The sequence below is a fragment of the Priestia sp. YIM B13489 genome (assembly GCF_042787645.1).
GTDB classification, from domain to species: Bacteria; Bacillota; Bacilli; order Bacillales; family Bacillaceae_H; genus Priestia; species Priestia megaterium.
Genome location: NZ_JBHZOQ010000053.1, coordinates 2617659 through 2633867, shown reverse-complemented (window position 1 = coordinate 2633867; position 16209 = coordinate 2617659). Strand labels below are relative to the sequence as shown.

General features: G+C 37.9%; 17 protein-coding genes. 3 read left to right on the top strand and 14 right to left on the bottom strand.

The features are described from left to right. Positions 1 to 174: 174 nt before the first annotated feature. From ACFX4W_RS19215 to ACFX4W_RS19195, 5 genes are all read right to left on the bottom strand, one after another. Positions 175 to 2046 (bottom strand): PTS fructose transporter subunit IIABC, encoded by a 1872-nt coding sequence (locus ACFX4W_RS19215; protein ID WP_013056836.1) that lies wholly within the window; start codon positions 2044 to 2046, stop codon positions 175 to 177. A gap of 12 nt (positions 2047 to 2058) precedes the next feature. Then, positions 2059 to 2973: a 1-phosphofructokinase gene (pfkB, locus tag ACFX4W_RS19210; protein ID WP_025752144.1), complete on the bottom strand. Its 915-nt coding sequence runs from the start codon at positions 2971 to 2973 to the stop codon at positions 2059 to 2061. Beyond that, entirely contained in the window at positions 2970 to 3722 is a 753-nt protein-coding gene (locus ACFX4W_RS19205; RefSeq protein WP_013056834.1) for a DeoR/GlpR family DNA-binding transcription regulator, read from the bottom strand. The genes pfkB and ACFX4W_RS19205 overlap by 4 nt, the downstream gene beginning before the upstream one ends. 381 nt (positions 3723 to 4103) lie before the next feature. Then, a complete protein-coding gene (locus ACFX4W_RS19200) occupies positions 4104 to 4244 on the bottom strand; it encodes a hypothetical protein (RefSeq protein ID WP_013056833.1) in 141 nt (46 codons plus the stop codon). 122 nt (positions 4245 to 4366) lie between these two features. Continuing rightward, positions 4367 to 4720, bottom strand: coding sequence for a YolD-like family protein (locus tag ACFX4W_RS19195; protein ID WP_043982157.1), 354 nt, complete (start codon positions 4718 to 4720; stop codon positions 4367 to 4369). 248 nt (positions 4721 to 4968) lie between these two features. On the opposite strand from ACFX4W_RS19195, the gene ACFX4W_RS19190 reads away from it, so the two are divergent. Next, the gene (locus ACFX4W_RS19190; protein WP_043982155.1) at positions 4969 to 5808 is read left to right on the top strand and encodes a YitT family protein; all 840 of its coding nucleotides are present in this window, start codon (positions 4969 to 4971) and stop codon (positions 5806 to 5808) included. A gap of 157 nt (positions 5809 to 5965) precedes the next feature. On the opposite strand, the gene ACFX4W_RS19185 is transcribed toward ACFX4W_RS19190, so the two are convergent. From ACFX4W_RS19185 to ACFX4W_RS19145, 9 genes are all read right to left on the bottom strand, one after another. Further along, a complete protein-coding gene (locus tag ACFX4W_RS19185) occupies positions 5966 to 6961 on the bottom strand; it encodes a ketoacyl-ACP synthase III (RefSeq protein WP_043982153.1) in 996 nt (331 codons plus the stop codon). Positions 6962 to 7093: 132 nt separating this feature from the next. Further along, a complete protein-coding gene (locus ACFX4W_RS19180; protein ID WP_043982152.1) occupies positions 7094 to 7246 on the bottom strand; it encodes a Fur-regulated basic protein FbpA in 153 nt (50 codons plus the stop codon). 347 nt (positions 7247 to 7593) lie between these two features. Next, positions 7594 to 7758 (bottom strand): YezD family protein, encoded by a 165-nt coding sequence (locus ACFX4W_RS19175; protein WP_013056824.1) that lies wholly within the window; start codon positions 7756 to 7758, stop codon positions 7594 to 7596. A 372-nt stretch (positions 7759 to 8130) separates the two neighbouring features. Beyond that, positions 8131 to 9510: a sensor histidine kinase gene (locus tag ACFX4W_RS19170; RefSeq protein ID WP_043982151.1), complete on the bottom strand. Its 1380-nt coding sequence runs from the start codon at positions 9508 to 9510 to the stop codon at positions 8131 to 8133. Between the two features lies 1 nt (position 9511). Beyond that, positions 9512 to 10186, bottom strand: coding sequence for a response regulator transcription factor (locus ACFX4W_RS19165; RefSeq protein WP_013056822.1), 675 nt, complete (start codon positions 10184 to 10186; stop codon positions 9512 to 9514). 144 nt (positions 10187 to 10330) lie between these two features. Further along, the gene (gene galU / locus ACFX4W_RS19160) at positions 10331 to 11218 is read right to left on the bottom strand and encodes a UTP--glucose-1-phosphate uridylyltransferase GalU (RefSeq protein WP_043982149.1); all 888 of its coding nucleotides are present in this window, start codon (positions 11216 to 11218) and stop codon (positions 10331 to 10333) included. Further along, a complete protein-coding gene (locus ACFX4W_RS19155; protein WP_043982148.1) occupies positions 11215 to 11619 on the bottom strand; it encodes a GtrA family protein in 405 nt (134 codons plus the stop codon). Before ACFX4W_RS19155 ends, galU begins: the two co-directional genes overlap by 4 nt. Continuing rightward, positions 11612 to 12577 carry a glycosyltransferase family 2 protein gene (locus tag ACFX4W_RS19150; protein WP_028408710.1) on the bottom strand — a complete coding sequence of 322 codons (966 nt, stop codon included), beginning with the start codon at positions 12575 to 12577 and terminating at the stop codon, positions 11612 to 11614. The genes ACFX4W_RS19155 and ACFX4W_RS19150 overlap by 8 nt, the downstream gene beginning before the upstream one ends. A 13-nt stretch (positions 12578 to 12590) precedes the next feature. Further along, positions 12591 to 14831, bottom strand: coding sequence for a glycosyltransferase family 39 protein (locus ACFX4W_RS19145; RefSeq protein WP_377559935.1), 2241 nt, complete (start codon positions 14829 to 14831; stop codon positions 12591 to 12593). 240 nt (positions 14832 to 15071) lie between these two features. Between ACFX4W_RS19145 and ACFX4W_RS19140 the strand changes: the two genes are divergently transcribed. Both ACFX4W_RS19140 and ACFX4W_RS19135 read left to right on the top strand, forming a co-directional pair. Beyond that, positions 15072 to 15644 carry a GNAT family N-acetyltransferase gene (locus tag ACFX4W_RS19140; protein ID WP_280559535.1) on the top strand — a complete coding sequence of 191 codons (573 nt, stop codon included), beginning with the start codon at positions 15072 to 15074 and terminating at the stop codon, positions 15642 to 15644. Between the two features lie 68 nt (positions 15645 to 15712). Next, positions 15713 to 16189 (top strand): hypothetical protein, encoded by a 477-nt coding sequence (locus ACFX4W_RS19135; RefSeq protein WP_013082943.1) that lies wholly within the window; start codon positions 15713 to 15715, stop codon positions 16187 to 16189. Positions 16190 to 16209 lie beyond the last annotated feature (20 nt).

Sequence of the window (16209 nt, the reverse complement as noted above, 5' to 3'; positions counted from 1 at the left end):
TGTTTTTAATATTCGATTATTGTACCATATTTTATCAAGTAGAAAAGCTTATCTATCTAACTTTTCTAAAAATTAAAGGAATACTACCGTAATTGTACTCTCATAAAGAACAAATGTCTACCAGAAAAACACAAAAAGACTGATTTTACATCATGTAAAATCAGTCTTTATTTGTTATTCTGCTTTTGGCTTTTTTAATACACCTACAAGGACCGCTGTTACAATTGCACCAATTAAAATTGCTAGTGCATATAAAAGAGGATTTCCTTGTACAATTCCGATAACGAATACGCCGCCGTGTGGTGCTGGTAAACCGATGTGGAACATCATTGTTAAAGCACCTGCTACTGCAGCACCGATAACCGATGCGGGAATCACACGGCCTGGGTCAGCTGCTGCGAATGGAATCGCACCTTCTGTGATAAATGAAAGACCCATTACATAACACGTTTTACCTGTTTCACGCTCTTGGCGAGTAAATTTATTTTTGAACAAAGTTGTCGCAATGGCCATACCTAATGGTGGAACCATACCGCCTGCCATAATCGCTGCGTGTGGTGCATAGTTTCCAGCATCAATCATTGCAATACCAAATGTAAAGGCTGCTTTATTAATAGGACCACCCATATCAATCGCCATCATACCGCCTAAGATAATACCTAATAATACTAAGTTACCTGTACCAAATCCACTTAACCAGTGCGTTAATCCTTTGTTAATCGCACTAACTGGCTCATTTACAACATAAAGCATAATCAATCCTGAGATAAAGATCCCAAATAGCGGATAAAGAAGAACTGGCTTAATTCCATCAAGCGCTTGCGGTAAACCGCTGAATAATTTCTTTAACCCCACTACTACATAACCTGCTAAGAAACCAGCGATTAAACCACCTAAGAAACCGCCTCCGCCAGAAGCTGCTAAAAGACCTGCAACCATACCGGGAGCTAAACCAGGACGATCAGCAATACTCATTGCAATAAACCCTGCTAGTACTGGTACTAGTAAGAAGAATGCATTATCTCCGCCAATTGTTTTTAATGCTGCTGCAAATGCATTGTACGTCGGATCTTTCGGTTCTGCTGAGTGAATGCCAAACATAAATGAAATAGCAATTAAGATCCCGCCCCCTACAACAAACGGAAGCATTGCTGATACACCGCTCATTAGGTGCTTGTAAAACCCTGTACGCTCTGATCCTTTACTTTCTCCGCCTTCTTTGCTGCCACCGCCGCCGCTGTATACAGGAGCGTCTCCTTTTAACGCGCGGTTAATTAATTCTTCAGGCTTGCGAATTCCTTCAGCTACTGGAACTTGAATAACTTTTTTACCTGCAAAACGTTCCATTTCTACTTGCTTGTCCGCTGCAACGATAATAGCGGTAGCGTTTTCAATTTCTTCCTTCGTCAACGCGTTTTTAACCCCGCTGGAACCGTTTGTTTCAACTTTTAGCGTGACATTCATGTCTTTCGCTTTTGCTTTTAAGCTGTCCGCTGCCATATATGTGTGGGCAATTCCCGTTGGACAAGCAGTTACAGCAAGCACTAATTGATCTGAAGCTGTATCTACTTCCTCTTCCGGCGCTTCATTTTCAGTTTCCTTATCATCAATTGCTTTAATGACTTCATCAATTGATGATGCTGTTAGCAACGTTTTTCGGAACGATTCGTCCATTAACAACGTAGACAAACGAGATAATGTTTCTAAGTGAGCATTATTCGCTCCTTCACTCGCTGCAATCATAAAGAATAAGTGTGCAGGCTGTCCGTCTAATGATTCATAATCGATACCTTCTGTTGAGCGTCCAAATGCAATGGCCGGTGTTTTTACCGAGCTTGTTTTCGCATGCGGAATGGCAATGCCTTCTCCAATTCCCGTTGTACTTTGAGATTCACGATTTAAAATTGCTTCTTTATAGCCAGCTCGGTCGCTTAAGCGACCAGCTTCGTCTAATTTTCCAACTAATTCATCAATAACATCAGCTTTTGACGTGCTTTTTAAATCAAGAATGATTGTATCTTTTTTTAATAATTCAGTAATTCTCATTCTCGTTTCCCCCTACTCTACCTTTGTGATTGACACTTGTTCACGAAGCGTCTTTACATCTTCTGCTGTACATAATTCAAGTGAGAATGCTGTGGCACTTCCTGAAGCTACTCCTGTTTGAAAAGCTTCTAATAAATCCCCTTGTTTTACATAAGAAGCAATAAATCCAGCTACAAGTGAATCGCCAGCTCCAACAGAATTTTTTACCGTTCCTTTAGGGACTGTGGCACTGTAGACACCGCTTTCGTTAATAAGCAGTGCTCCATCACCTGCCATAGACACAACGACGTTTTGCGCTCCTTGTTCCACGAGCTTCTTACCGTATACTAGCGCATCTTCTGCACTGTTTACTTCTACATCAAACAATTCTGCAAGTTCATGATGATTCGGTTTGATAAAAAACGGCTTGTGGGACACGACGTCTAGCAAAGTTTTTCCACTTGCATCTACTACAACTTTTACTCCGTTCGCTGCTGCTAGTTCAGTTAACGTTTCATACACAGAACTTGGAAGCGTTTTCGGTATACTCCCTGCTAATACGAAGATATCGCCTTCAGTCATTTGCTTTACTTGAGTCAATAAAGACTGAAGCGCTTCGTCTGTAATAGCAGGTCCTTGACCGTTAATTTCTGTTTCTTTTTCTGTTTTTAACTTTACGTTAATACGGGTATCTCCCTCAACTCTTGTAAAAGCTGTTTCGATATTCTCCGCTTTTAAGTAGTCTTCGATATAGGTTCCTGTAAAGCCGGCTACAAAACCGAGGGCTTTATTATCAACACCTAATCGTTTTAAAACGCGAGAGACGTTAATGCCTTTTCCTCCTGGAAACTTGGCTTCATTCGTTGTGCGATTAAGCCCGCCTTCTTCGAATGCTGAAACATGTACTACGTAATCAACGGATGGGTTCAACGTACATGTATAAATCATGATTTCACAACCTTTATGTCTGTTTTGTTTGCATACTGTATAAGTACATCGCTAGGTACGTCATTTGTTATAATTTTTGCTTCATGTAAATCGGCTATTTTCGCAAAGCTTGTTTCAAAAAACTTAGTGGAATCTGATAAAATATAAGATTCTCTAGACAGCTTCATTGCCGTTTGCTTGATCAATGCTTCTTCTGGATCAGGAGTTGTATATCCATATTGATGATGAATCCCATTCGCTCCCATAAAGCACTTGTCAAAACGATATTGCTCAAGACTTAAAAGAGCTCCATTGCCAATTAAAGCGCCCGTTTTATGTTTAACAGATCCTCCAATTAAATAGAGGGTGATACCTTGTTCTAGCATCGGGTTTAAATGCATTAAACCATTTGTCACGACAACTACATCTTTTTGCTTTAAAAAAGGAATCATTTCATACGTTGTAGTTCCTGCATCTAAAAAAATACAGTCACCTTCATTTATAATGGAAGCCGCATACTCTGCAATGTTTCGTTTATCTTGAACATTTTTAGCAGATTTTTCGATAACGCTCAGTTCGATTCGTTTACTGCGAATAAGCGAAGCGCCACCATGAACACGTTTGAGCATTTGCTCTTCTTCTAGTTGACTTAAGTCTCTTCTAATGGTTGATTCCGAAGCGCCTGTAACTTCGATAAACTCTTGCACTTTTACAAGTTCTTTCTCTTTTAAAAGTTTTAAGATTAGTTGATGTCTTTCCGGCGTTAACATGTTCTAGCTCCTTTTTCAAAAAAGCGTTTTCATTTATTTCATGTACTTACTTTATCACGGTTTACATTCAAAATCAATCATAAAAAATCAAAAACATTCATTTTTTTAATTACAAAATAAAGTTTTTTGAATGAACAATTAGATTTGCATTTGGTTTAATAATAGTTCATACAAAAGGAAATATGCTGGTAATTCAAGAATTTGTCTACTTTTCTCATTATATGTAAAGGTTTTCTTCCACTTAATTAGTTATGACTGTTTTTGACTATTTCTTGACCGATTGAATTTTTCTGACTGAATCAGCCATAGCTTGTCCTGATTTCATAAAAGCCTACACACCAAAAAAGTTGTCCACCTTTTTGGACAACTCAAAGTGACCCATCATTTAAATAAAAACAGAAGCATATATAATATGGAAGCAAGGGCAGAAGAAATAGCTAAACTTGAGATAAAACGAACGAGTCTTTTTTTAATGAACTGCGTTAATTCGATTTCTCTTACTTGAGTTTTTTCATTTTGCATACAATAATCCCTTCTTTAATTAAAATTTCCTAGTAGCTAGAAGTTGCTACTCGCAGAATATGCTTTTATGTATTGTATGCATGCGTTAAAAAAAAGATACAAAACGAACAAAAAAGCTACTCTTAGCTAGAGTAGCTTTCATCTTTCCATACATCTGCTTCAATTACTGCATCTGCTCGAATCGAATATGTATAGCAAGGGCCTGTAACCATCAGCGTATTCGACTGCAGCGAGACTTTATCAATCGTCACTCGTTCATACCTTTGAATATGTCCTGCTTCATAGACGTGAAGCGTTACTGGATAATGCTCCGAGTAACTGTTCATAATGACATTTTCAATATGCTCAATCTTTTCTTTTTTTAACCCTAAAGGCTGCTTATGCGCATCGGGACTGTACATTTTCTTCATTTTCTCTAAATGCTCGGGCATTACTAACTTCGCATACTGTTTTAATTCATCTTGATACACGTTCATTCTCCCCCTTGACTCTTGCTTCTATTTTACCGAACGAACATTCTCATTGCAAAACTTTTTAATCAAAATAAAAGCAAACAATTCATTTTTTCATACTCCATAAAAACTGTCAAAAGATTTTATGTTAATAGCAGAAAATGATTTTAAAAAAAATAATAATATCCCATCTTTAATTCAGTCTCTAGAGTTGGTATAATACATTGTCATGACTGTGTTTTCGGAGCTTTTGATGATTGGAGGTAACGTTCATGATTAATAAAATAAAAGAAATTATCCTCATTATTCTAGGGAGCCTCATTTTCGCACTGGCCATTAATTACTTTGCTATTCCAAATGAATTAGCAGAAGGCGGCGTAACCGGTGTAACAATGATTACCTATTATGTATTAGGCTGGTCTCCGGGTATCACAAACTTTATATTAAACGGTTTGCTGGTACTGATCGGATACAAATTGCTTCATAAACGTGTGATTGTTTACACAATTATATGTATTATTTTCACTTCTCTATTCCTACATATAACTGAAGGACTGGGAAATCCTCTTGACGATACGCTACTGGGGGCTATTTTTGCTGGTATTTTAGCTGGTGTAGGACTCGGACTTGTGTTTAGAGGCGGCGGAACTTCCGGAGGCTCTGCAGTTATTGCCCGCTTAGCTAATCAATATCTAGACTGGAATATTAGCAAAACGATGCTGGCAATTGATTTATTAGTTGTAGCAAGCGCTTATTTTGTCATCGGTGGAGAAAAGACAATGTATACGGTTATTTCTCTTTACATCGGAACGAAGGTGCTTGATTATATTATTGAAGGACTCAACCCTCGCAAAGCAATCACTATTATTTCACACCGTTCAGTTGAAGTAGCCGAACAAGTCAATAAAAAGATGCAGCGCGGCGTCACTGTCTTTTCTGCTCATGGAAGCTATACAAAAGAAGCAAAAGACGTATTGTACGTAGTTGTGAACAAACAAGAACTGCTAGAATTAAAGCGCATTATTCATAAAGTCGACGAACAAGCTTTTGTGGTCGTACACGATGTACGCGACGTCTTTGGATTAGGTTTTACCATTCCAAAGGCCAGTTGAAAACCCGCTGTAAAAAAGCGGGTTTTTTCTATTATATATGTTTGCGCTGAAAATACTGCAAACCTGCTGTTATAAAAAGAATAAACTTTCTTGGAACGACAATAAAAAGCTCTGTAATGAAAAAGAAAAAAGCTAAAAGGCGACGCCTTTTAGCTTTTTAGCTTTTTTCTTTACACGTCCATTTAATTAACAAGCCGCAGTGCGTTAATCCTCCTCCAAACCCATAAAGAATAAGGAGGTCATTACCCTGTACTTTTCCTGTCATTATTCCTTCGTTTAAAGCAAGCGGAATAGAAGCTGAAGATGTATTTCCGCAGTATTGCACACTCGTTAACGTTTTATCCATTGTAACACCTGTTTTAGCACAAATAGCTTCAATCATTCGAAGGTTTGCACTGTGCGGAATAAACCAATTTACATCAGAAAGAGAAATGGAAGTATTCTTTAATAATGCTTCTACTCCTTTTGGAATCGTTCGGACAGCAAAGCGGTATACTTCACGCCCGTTTTGAACTAAATTCCCGCTCGAATTAATTTCTTTTCCTGAAAGAGTATTAGATAAGTTAGAACGATATAAATTCACCCCTCCGCTTCCGTCCGTTCCGTAGTGACATCCTAAGAAACTCGGATTATGCTCATCGTACTCTACAAGCATAGCTCCCGCTCCGTCACCAAACAGCACGCATGTGGCCCGGTCCGTATAATCTGTAATTTTCGACATGACTTCAGCACCAATAACTAAAATCTTTTTATGCAATCCCGACGTCACTAAGCCGTTCGCCACATGAAGGCCATATGTAAAACCGGCGCATGCGGCACTTAGATCAAATGCAGCAGCTTGATCAATATGAAAGTAATCTTGAATCTGACATGCTACGCTAGGAAAAAAGTGATCTGGCGTTGTTGTCGAAACAATAATTGCATCTACATCTTCTATTTCTACAGCATATCGGTTAAGCAAATTTTCAACGGCTCGAATGGCAAGCGTAGACGTGTATTCGCCTTCACCAGCAATTCGTCGTTCTTTCATTCCGGTACGCTGTACAATCCATTCGTCACTTGTATCAACCATTTCTTTTAAATGGTCGTTCGTTAATTTTTGCTTTGGTGTATATATCCCCATTCCTGTGATTCTAGCTTTTGATTGCATCATTTTTCCACCTCAAATCAGTTGATACTTAATTATAACACCTACTTTTAATATCTGGTACTAATTTATTGTTAGATAAAAAGCGCAAAGGCATACCCTTTACGCTTTTTTATTGGATATAAATTTTTCTATCCCTTACCTACTGCGTGCCTGATACTCTTTTTCTAAGTCAGAGAGTGTAAGTTCAAAAAGATGATGGTTTTCTTTTTTGTAAATCCCTTTTTTCAGTAACTTTTCAATGAGGTATTGTTTTCTTTGCCGCACCGCTGCTCGTAATAAATTTTCCATCTTTTCTCCTCCTATTATATTAATTTAAGAATAAAAAAAAGACTCCTAACACAGGTCAGAAGCCTTCGGTAATCCGGTCAGCACAGGAATGAAACTGTCAGATTTTCATAATTTTAAAAAGTACAAAGCTGCTGCTTTAGCAGCTTTAGACTTCTCATCGTCATACTCATACAACCTATAACTCAATTTTAATTCAAAAAATTCTAAATCTTTAACCGGAAAGAAAGTCAATTTTTCTTCGAATACGCACGTTTTCTATATTTAGTACGGTACTTGCTTGCCCCGCCGCCAAGCATTCGCTAGCTAGGCTGGCCCTTCAGTTTCTCTAAATACGTATTTAAATAGGCTTATTTGTGGCTTGCTACTTTGCTTTTAGCTAAAAAGCGGTTTTTTTCCGTGCTGTCCACTTGAGTAATTTGTCCGTCGTGAAGGGTAATTAGTACAGATCCATAGTTGATTTCAGTTAGTAATTTAACAATATAATCTAATTTTTCTTGTGTAATTGAAGCCATTTTATCATTCTCCTATTCATAGATAGATTTATATTTTAGTTGCAGTTGAATAAACAAAGCGAACAACATCTATAAGTACTTGTATAATGTGCAGAAGATAAATACATGGTAATCCTCCCCATATGTTCAGTTGAAGATTGAGATTTTAATGACCACAACCAATGTACAGAAAAGGCCCACACTAGTAGCGAACAAGTATGAGCCTTCGGTTGACCGATCAGCTTCTTTAGCATCCCAATTTTTTCAAAAGATTTATACTATCTATATTATTTACACTTTACCTATATGTCAAGTAGGGATTAAAAAAATAAATAGATATTATTAATTTTTTTTATATCTTTGACCTAATAAAAAAGACTCATCTGCATGAACTTACACAGACGAGTCTTTTTTAGCCCTAATTTTTTGGATAGGCAAGGTTACCGTAAAAATGCTTCCTTGTTCTTTTTTGCTTTCAACACGTATTGTGCCCTCATGTAACCGAACAATTTTTTTTGTAATGGCTAGACCGAGGCCGCTTCCTTTTAACGTTCTCGATTTATCTACTTTATAAAAGCTTTCAAAAATATATTTTTGATCTTCTTCGGCAATACCAATTCCATTATCCTTTATTTTCACGTCTATTTCTTCGTTTTTTAGAGAAATGGATATTTTCACAAATCCATTTTCAGGCGTATATTTAATAGCATTTGTTACTAAATTCAGCCAAACTTGCTCTAACAAATCTTTATCTGCTTCCATTTGAACATTGGATAAATCAAGGTCAATTTCTATGTTCTTTTTTGTCCACTGAGGTTCTAAAGCCATGACCACATGCCTGATTTGTTCATCTAAACGGTATTGCTGCAGCATTAGCGTTTGATGTTCAGAGTCTAGAGAAGCAAGCTTTAGCAAATTGGAACTAAGCTGAGAAAGTCTTGTACTTTCTTTTTCAATAATCGTTAAATATTGTATCTTTTTATCTTCACTGACGATATCATCTTTAAGTGCCGCTGAAAAACCGCGAATAGAGGTCAGCGGTGATTGAATCTCATGCGAAACGCTAGCAATGAACTCTTGCCTCATCGTTTCTATTTTGTTTAATTCTTTAGTCATTTGATTAAAATTTTTAGTTAACAGACCGATTTCATCATTCGCTGCGTGCTCGACTTGCACATTGTATTCGCCTTGTCCGACAACTTTCATCGCTGTACTGAGACGCTTAATCGGTTTAATAATAATCATTGAAACATATGCAAATAATACAATACCCACTAATAAAATCGTAATAAGCTGGATATTTTGAACATCTTGAATAACTGAAAATTGCCGCTGTGGATGAGACTGAATAAATAGAGCATACGACCGTCCATTTTCTTTAAAAGGAAGACCCACTACGTTTGGCTGTGGACGATCATCTTTTTCCTCGTTTAAATTAGAATAACGCTTCCCGTCTAATACTTGATCTACTTCTTTCGGTGTAATTGGAATAGGCGGTCCTGGCTGTCCTAATACTTTTTCTTCATGCTGATCATCAATAATAATAAACGAAAAATGAATGAATGATGAATTAGATAAAAACCTTGCAGCTTTGTCCGAGTCTTCTGCTCCGTACAAATCGATAAAATCTTCTCCCATCTTCACCATATCCTGACCTAATCGCATTTCGAGCTTCTGCTTGCTAAGAAATGTCGTGACGACAACGGTAATCACAACGCTCAATAAAATTGTAATGATGAACGACAGAACCAGCTTTACATAAATTGATTTCACGTTAACACCCTTCTGCTCTATAGCCTAGTCCGCGAATTGTTTTGATTTCCATACCGACGTTTTTCATATGATTAAGCCTCTCTCGCAGACGTTTTATGTGAACGTCTACCGTGCGCTCATCGCCTTCATAATCATATCCCCAAATTAATTGAATAAGCTGATCACGAGTAAAAATTTTTCCTGGAGAACTAACTAACGTGAACAGTAATTCAAACTCTTTTAACGGCAGCTGTTCGCTTGTTTCTCCTGCACTCATCTCTAATTTGGTACGGTCTAGTTTTATATTCCCCATATAGATTACATTGTTAGCTTCTACTCGGTATCTGCGTAAAAGAGCCTTTACACGAGCAACCATTTCCTGAGGATCAAAAGGCTTCACGACATAGTCGTCTGTTCCGATATCAAATCCTTTTAGCTTATCATGCGATTCGCCTCTAGCTGTTACCATTAAAACCGGTATATCAAAATACTCCTTAATCTCCTTTGTTAGTTCCCATCCGTCTTTAAATGGCATCATGATATCAACGACCGCTAGATCAATTCGAAACTCTTCCATTTTTGCCCACGCTTCTTCACCATCTGCTGCTTTTATAATTTTGAATCCTTGATTTTCTAAATATAATGATATCAGCTCTCGAATATGTTGATCATCATCTGCAACTAATATTTGAATCATACATGTCTCTCCCTATTCCTAAGTTTGTCCAGCTTTTACGCACAGTAAGCTCTCTGTTTATAGTAAACAGAGAGCCGCATAAGATCATACAATGATTTTATACTTCAAATATGAACTGAATATGAACAAACGGATTAACTCTTATTAGCTGAAGTTGTTTGCTCGTTCTTTTTCTACAATTCCCTCCAAATACGATAAAAACGTGTGACGTAAATCTCTGCGCTTTAACGCAACTTCTACCATCGCTTTCATATAGCCTACCTTATCTCCAATATCAAAGCGCTGCCCTTCCAGTTCAAGAGCAAACAATCGCTCTTTTTTACATACCACACGCAGTGCATCTGTTAATTGTAATTCATTTCCTACCCCTCTTTCAATCGTTTTTAGATAAGAAAAAATAGAAGGATTTAAAATGTAGCGGCCCATAACGGCAATAGTTGACGGAGCTTGTTCTATCGATGGTTTTTCAATCAAGTCATTCACTTCATGAAGGCTGCCAGATTTATTTTTCGGCTGAATGATTCCGTATTTTGATACCTCTTCAACATCCACTTTTTGAACTCCGATAACTGATTGATTAGTCGTTTCATACGCTTGGATCATCTGTTTGAGCGTAGGTTCTTCAGAAGTCATAATATCGTCTCCAAGAAGAACAGCAAACGGCTCATCTCCAATAAACTGTTCGGCACAAAGAATAGCATGACCGAGTCCTAACGGCTCTTTTTGACGAATATAGTGAATGCTGGCCATTGATGAGATCGTTTGTACTTCTTTTAACATGTCAAACTTGTGTTTTTCTTCAAGCATTTGCTCTAACTCAATTGATTTATCAAAATGGTCTTCAATTGATTTTTTGTTTCGCCCTGTAATAAAAATAATACTTTCAATGCCTGATTTCACAGCTTCTTCTACAATATATTGTACAGCAGGCTTATCGACAATTGGCAGCATTTCTTTCGGCTGCGCTTTTGTCGCTGGCAAAAATCGAGTTCCTAAACCGCCTACTGGAATAACTGCTTTTTTTATCGTCATATATGAATCCCTCTTTCTTTTTTAGTAGTAAATACAAATAATTTAGTACCAATAAAGTTGATACCGACACTTGCGATTGTAATTAAAAGTTTACTGATTAGCAGCGATATACCCCATTTATTATATAGAACAGTCAACAGAAATGATGTTAGGGATAAAGTGATCAAATTTACGATCACGAATGAAATCACCTCACGCTTACTGCTTTTTTCTTTTCTCTCAAACGTCCATTTGCGATTCATGACATAACTGTTTAAGATGCCCGCACTGTATGAAATCCACTGCGCTAGTATGTAGTTAACACCGATTGTTGTTAAAAGTGCGTATACTACAAAATCAATCAGTGTATTTACAACTCCTACTAACGCAAATTTAATAAAAGATATCCATTTGTTAGTCACGAAGTGATACTTCCTTGCGTGTTTCAAGCTGATACTTTTCACGGACGATATAGAGTGGACGATTTTTTGTTTCATCGTAGATGCGGCCAATATATTCTCCAATCATACCAAGAATAATTAAAATGATGCCGCTAAAGAATAGCTGAATGACAATTAATGACGACCACCCGGTGATGGTGCTGTCTGTAAATAACTTCAAATACAGCACTACTAAAAGATAAATAAAGCCGATACCAGATAGAGTTACACCAGCATAGCTAGCTAGCTTTAATGGCTTATATGAAAAAGATGTAATACCATCCATTGAAAGCTTCAGCATCTTTTTCAAAGGGTATTTTGACTCCCCGGCCAAACGCTCGTCTCGCTCATATTCTACTGCTGTTTGCTTAAAGCCAACCCAGCTTACTAATCCGCGAACAAAGCGATTTTTTTCTTGAATGCTATTCATTTGATTGCACACTTTGCGATCTAGCAAACGGAAATCCCCTGTATCAAGTGGAATATCAATATCGGTCATCGCACGTAAGAAGCGATAAAACATAGCAGCCGTTTGTTTTTTAAAGTATGTTTCTCCTTTTCGCTTTGTACGCTTAGCGTATACAACGTCAAACCCTTGCTTCCATTTTTCAATCATCTCTAAAATCAATTCGGGCGGATCTTGCAAATCAGCATCAATCACAACGACCGCCTCTCCTCTTGCATAATCCATACCCGCTGTAATAGCAATTTGATGACCAAAGTTACGGGCAAAATCTAATAAAACAACCGCTGGGTCTTGCTCACTGTACTCTTTAATGATTTCTGCTGTTCGATCTCTACTGCCGTCGTTCACGAAAAGAAGCTCGTAAGCTTCTTTCGTTGAACGCATCACTTCTGTGAGACGGCGGTAGGTTTCATGAATCACTTCTTGTTCGTTGTAGACAGGAATAACAATAGAATATTTAACAATGGAACTCATGTTCATGCCCTCCTTATTTAAGCGTTATTTCGTATAGTGTTCCGTTTCCAGATGGCCCTTGCTGAGCACTTGATGACGTAGACTGCCATTTGGAAGAAGGAATCTCCTTACTATTGTCTTTAATCCAAGTGATAACGTCAGATTGACCTCCCTTGCCCATTCCAGACAAGTAGAAATATTTCACTTCACCTTTTTTAATCATGGCTTTTAATTTACTTACCGTTAAAATTGGATCTGAACCGCTAAACCCACCCATTGCCATTACTGGCTTGCCCGTTTTGATAATGTAAGGTGCAGCTGAAGTTGAGTCCGTTGTGGCAAATAAATATTTTTCGCCTGTATTATTTTTTGTTAAATAGTTTAGTAGCTTTTGGTTTACTTCTGCGTTCATCCCTCCACTTTTTCGTTTTGAAGAGGATGATTTGCTTGAAAAGCTATTTGGCATTTGACTATTATTGGACGAACCGCCTGGCATTTGCATTTGACCACTGTTTGAAGAACTGCTTGGCGGCTGCATTTGACCATTATTGGACGAACCGCCCGGCATTTGACCGCCGTTCGATGATGAATTGCCGCTAGAGCTTCCTGGAGGCTGCATGCCGTTAAAACCAGATTGTTTGCTGTTTGTAGCTGTGCTTGGAGGTCCTCCCATACCGCTTGAAGAATCAGGACCTGCTGATGGAAGCATGCTATTTCCACCATAAATAATTGGTGTCATCGCCCAGTACGCCGGCATCGCAAGTAAGACAACCATTGCTGCGGCTCCTAGGTAGTTCGTCAACGAATTTTTACGCTGTTTACGAACAGCTAAAACAAGAGCTAAAATGACGCCCAGTGCTCCTACACCTGCAATTGGCGCTACGCCGATTGAGCTGACATAAGGAGACATAATATATACTTGAAGTGCTGCTGTTGTTAAAATACCACCTGGCAGCAGCCATGATTTCCAGCCATTATGCTGTTTGTACATGCTCCATAAAGCTACTGCTCCCGCTCCGGCAAATGCAGCGATTGGAGGTGCCAGCATAATTAAATAATACTGATGGAAAAATCCTGCGATACTAAAGAAAACAGCTACTGGTAGCAGCCACGCTAACCAAAATAAACTTTCTTTTTGTTTTGTCGTGTAAGGCCCTTTAAATTTTACTCCGGCAAATAGACCCACGATTGAAAAGATTACAAATGGTAATAACCAGCTGATTTGATCTGATAACCCTTTTTGAAATAGTCGGAATGGACCAGGATTCCCCGTGTTGAACATTCCGTTTTGATTCCCTCCACCTGGAGCCTGCATCTTTTGAGAAGAGCTGCTCTTTCTTTGATTTGAGCTTTGTGAAGAATCAGCACTTGAATTACTAGTTTGTTTTGTTTCACTGCTTGCTGTTTGCTGCTCAGTTTGAGCAGGCTGTTTATGACCGCTTCCCGTCACGCTTGTATTTCCAGTTAAACGATTAATACCGTTATATCCGAAAGCAAGCTCTAGAACTGAATTTGTTTGACTGCTTCCCATATAAGGGCGCTTATCAGCAGAAGTAGAATCTACCACAACTGCCCATGAGACAGAAACCGCGAGCATTAGTGCAGTCGCTGTTGTCAAAAAAGCAATTTTCTTTTTCCAAGTGATTTTGGTTGCCACTACATAGAAAACATAAAATGCTGGTAAAACCATGTATGCTTGAAGCATTTTCATATTAAATGCAACACCAATCATCGCAAAAGCTGCTAACACCCAGCCAAATTTAGCCGTACGCACAGCACGAAATAACATCCACGTTGCTACTAATAATGTAAATACAAGCATACTATCGATATTATTTGTTCGGCTTACCGCAGGTACAATTGGCGTCAGAGCCATGGCAAGAGCTGCAAATCTCCCAGCCCATACGCCAAACGTACGTTTTACGAGTACGTATAGTAAAAGGACTGAACCGATGCCTGCTAATGCTTGCGGTAGAATGACGCTCCATCCGTGAAATCCAAATATTTTGGCACTAATTGTCTGAATCCAAAATACAACCGGCGGCTTATCAATCGTTACATAGCCTCCTGGATCAAAAGATGCATAAAAGAAATTATGAAAACTTTGAAGCATACTTTTGACAGCTGCCGTGTAATAAGCGTTGGCGTATTCATCTGTCCAAATTTTAAATAAGTTCAAAAACGCTGCAATTAAAACAATGGGAACTAAAAATAAGTCTATTCTGTTTTTATTTGAAGTTCGTTCTTCTTTCACTTCACTGTTCATGTGTTTCATTTCACTCCTTCTTAATTTCTGACTTTAGTCTAACAAGCATATGTGAACTGATTATGAACAGAAAAAATAATTTTTTATTTTTCAAAAACCCATTTGACCTCTTACGCTCACCAATGAAATATTTTACAATTAAAGAATCAAGCACATGAAATAGAAAGCGTATTTTTGGAATGCTGCAGCTTCTCTGAAACATTATTATCAACATTTCATCCACTTCTTGCTGAGAAAGGAGACAACTTTATGATTCAAGTAAAAGATATATACGGAAATTTACCCACACTAGAAACCGAAAGACTCCGCTTGCGGAAAGTTACAAAAAAAGATGTGCGTGACATGTTTGAATATGCCTCAAATGAAAAGGTGAGCAGATATGTAAATTGGGAAAAGCACCGAAAGCTTCAAGATACAAAAGAGTTTGTTTCCTTCGTTCTAAAGCAGTACAGCAACCAATCCATTTCTCCTTGGGCTATGGAAATCAAAGCCTTAAAAAAATGTATTGGCACCATTGACTTTGTCACTTGGAACCCTACACATCGCATTGCGGAAATTGGCTATGCGATTTCTGAGACATATTGGAATAAGGGATTTGTTACGGAAGCAGCTGAAAAAGTAATTGCGTTTGGATTTGAAGAAATGGATTTAGTGCGCATTCAGGCGAGGTGCTTTGTTGAAAATGCTGCATCTGAGAAAGTAATGAAAAAAATCGGTATGTCTTATGAAGGAACGATTCGAAAAGCCATGTTTATTAAAGGAGCTCATCAAGACTTAAAGTTATATTCAATCTTGCGAGAAGAATATACACGCAACGCGTAGAAAATGTATAAAATACCTTCCATAACATAGGCTAACTTCAACACTAACTCTTTCTTTTGAGGTGAACAATGTTGGAGCAAGCAATTCAGCATTTAGACTTATCTGCACATGGTTTGTGGTTTCCGATTACCGTTAGTTTATGTTTATTTATTCTTGCCCTTGTTTTATTTAAACGACAGCTAACTTGGCGAGATTTTTATATCACGTTTTGCGTAGTTGGGTTTGTCGGATGGCTTTGTGATGTTATCATTACGCGTGTTTTTAACATGATTGATTTGGGAGATCCAAAAGTTACAGGACTTGGAGATATTCTAAGCTATACATTTATTCCACCTTCCCTTTCCATTTTATTTTTGACTTACTTAACAGCTAAAAATAAATGGGTTTTATCACTTCTCTTTTGCGCTGGTTCACTACTCATAGAATACGGAATGATTAAAAGTGGCTATATGCATTTAAACGGCTGGTTTTTTATCTATTCAATAGTGGTATACTTCCTCGTTTATGCTTTTGTGCTACCATGGCATATGGCATTTATTAAGTAAAAAAGCGGATGTTGATTAAC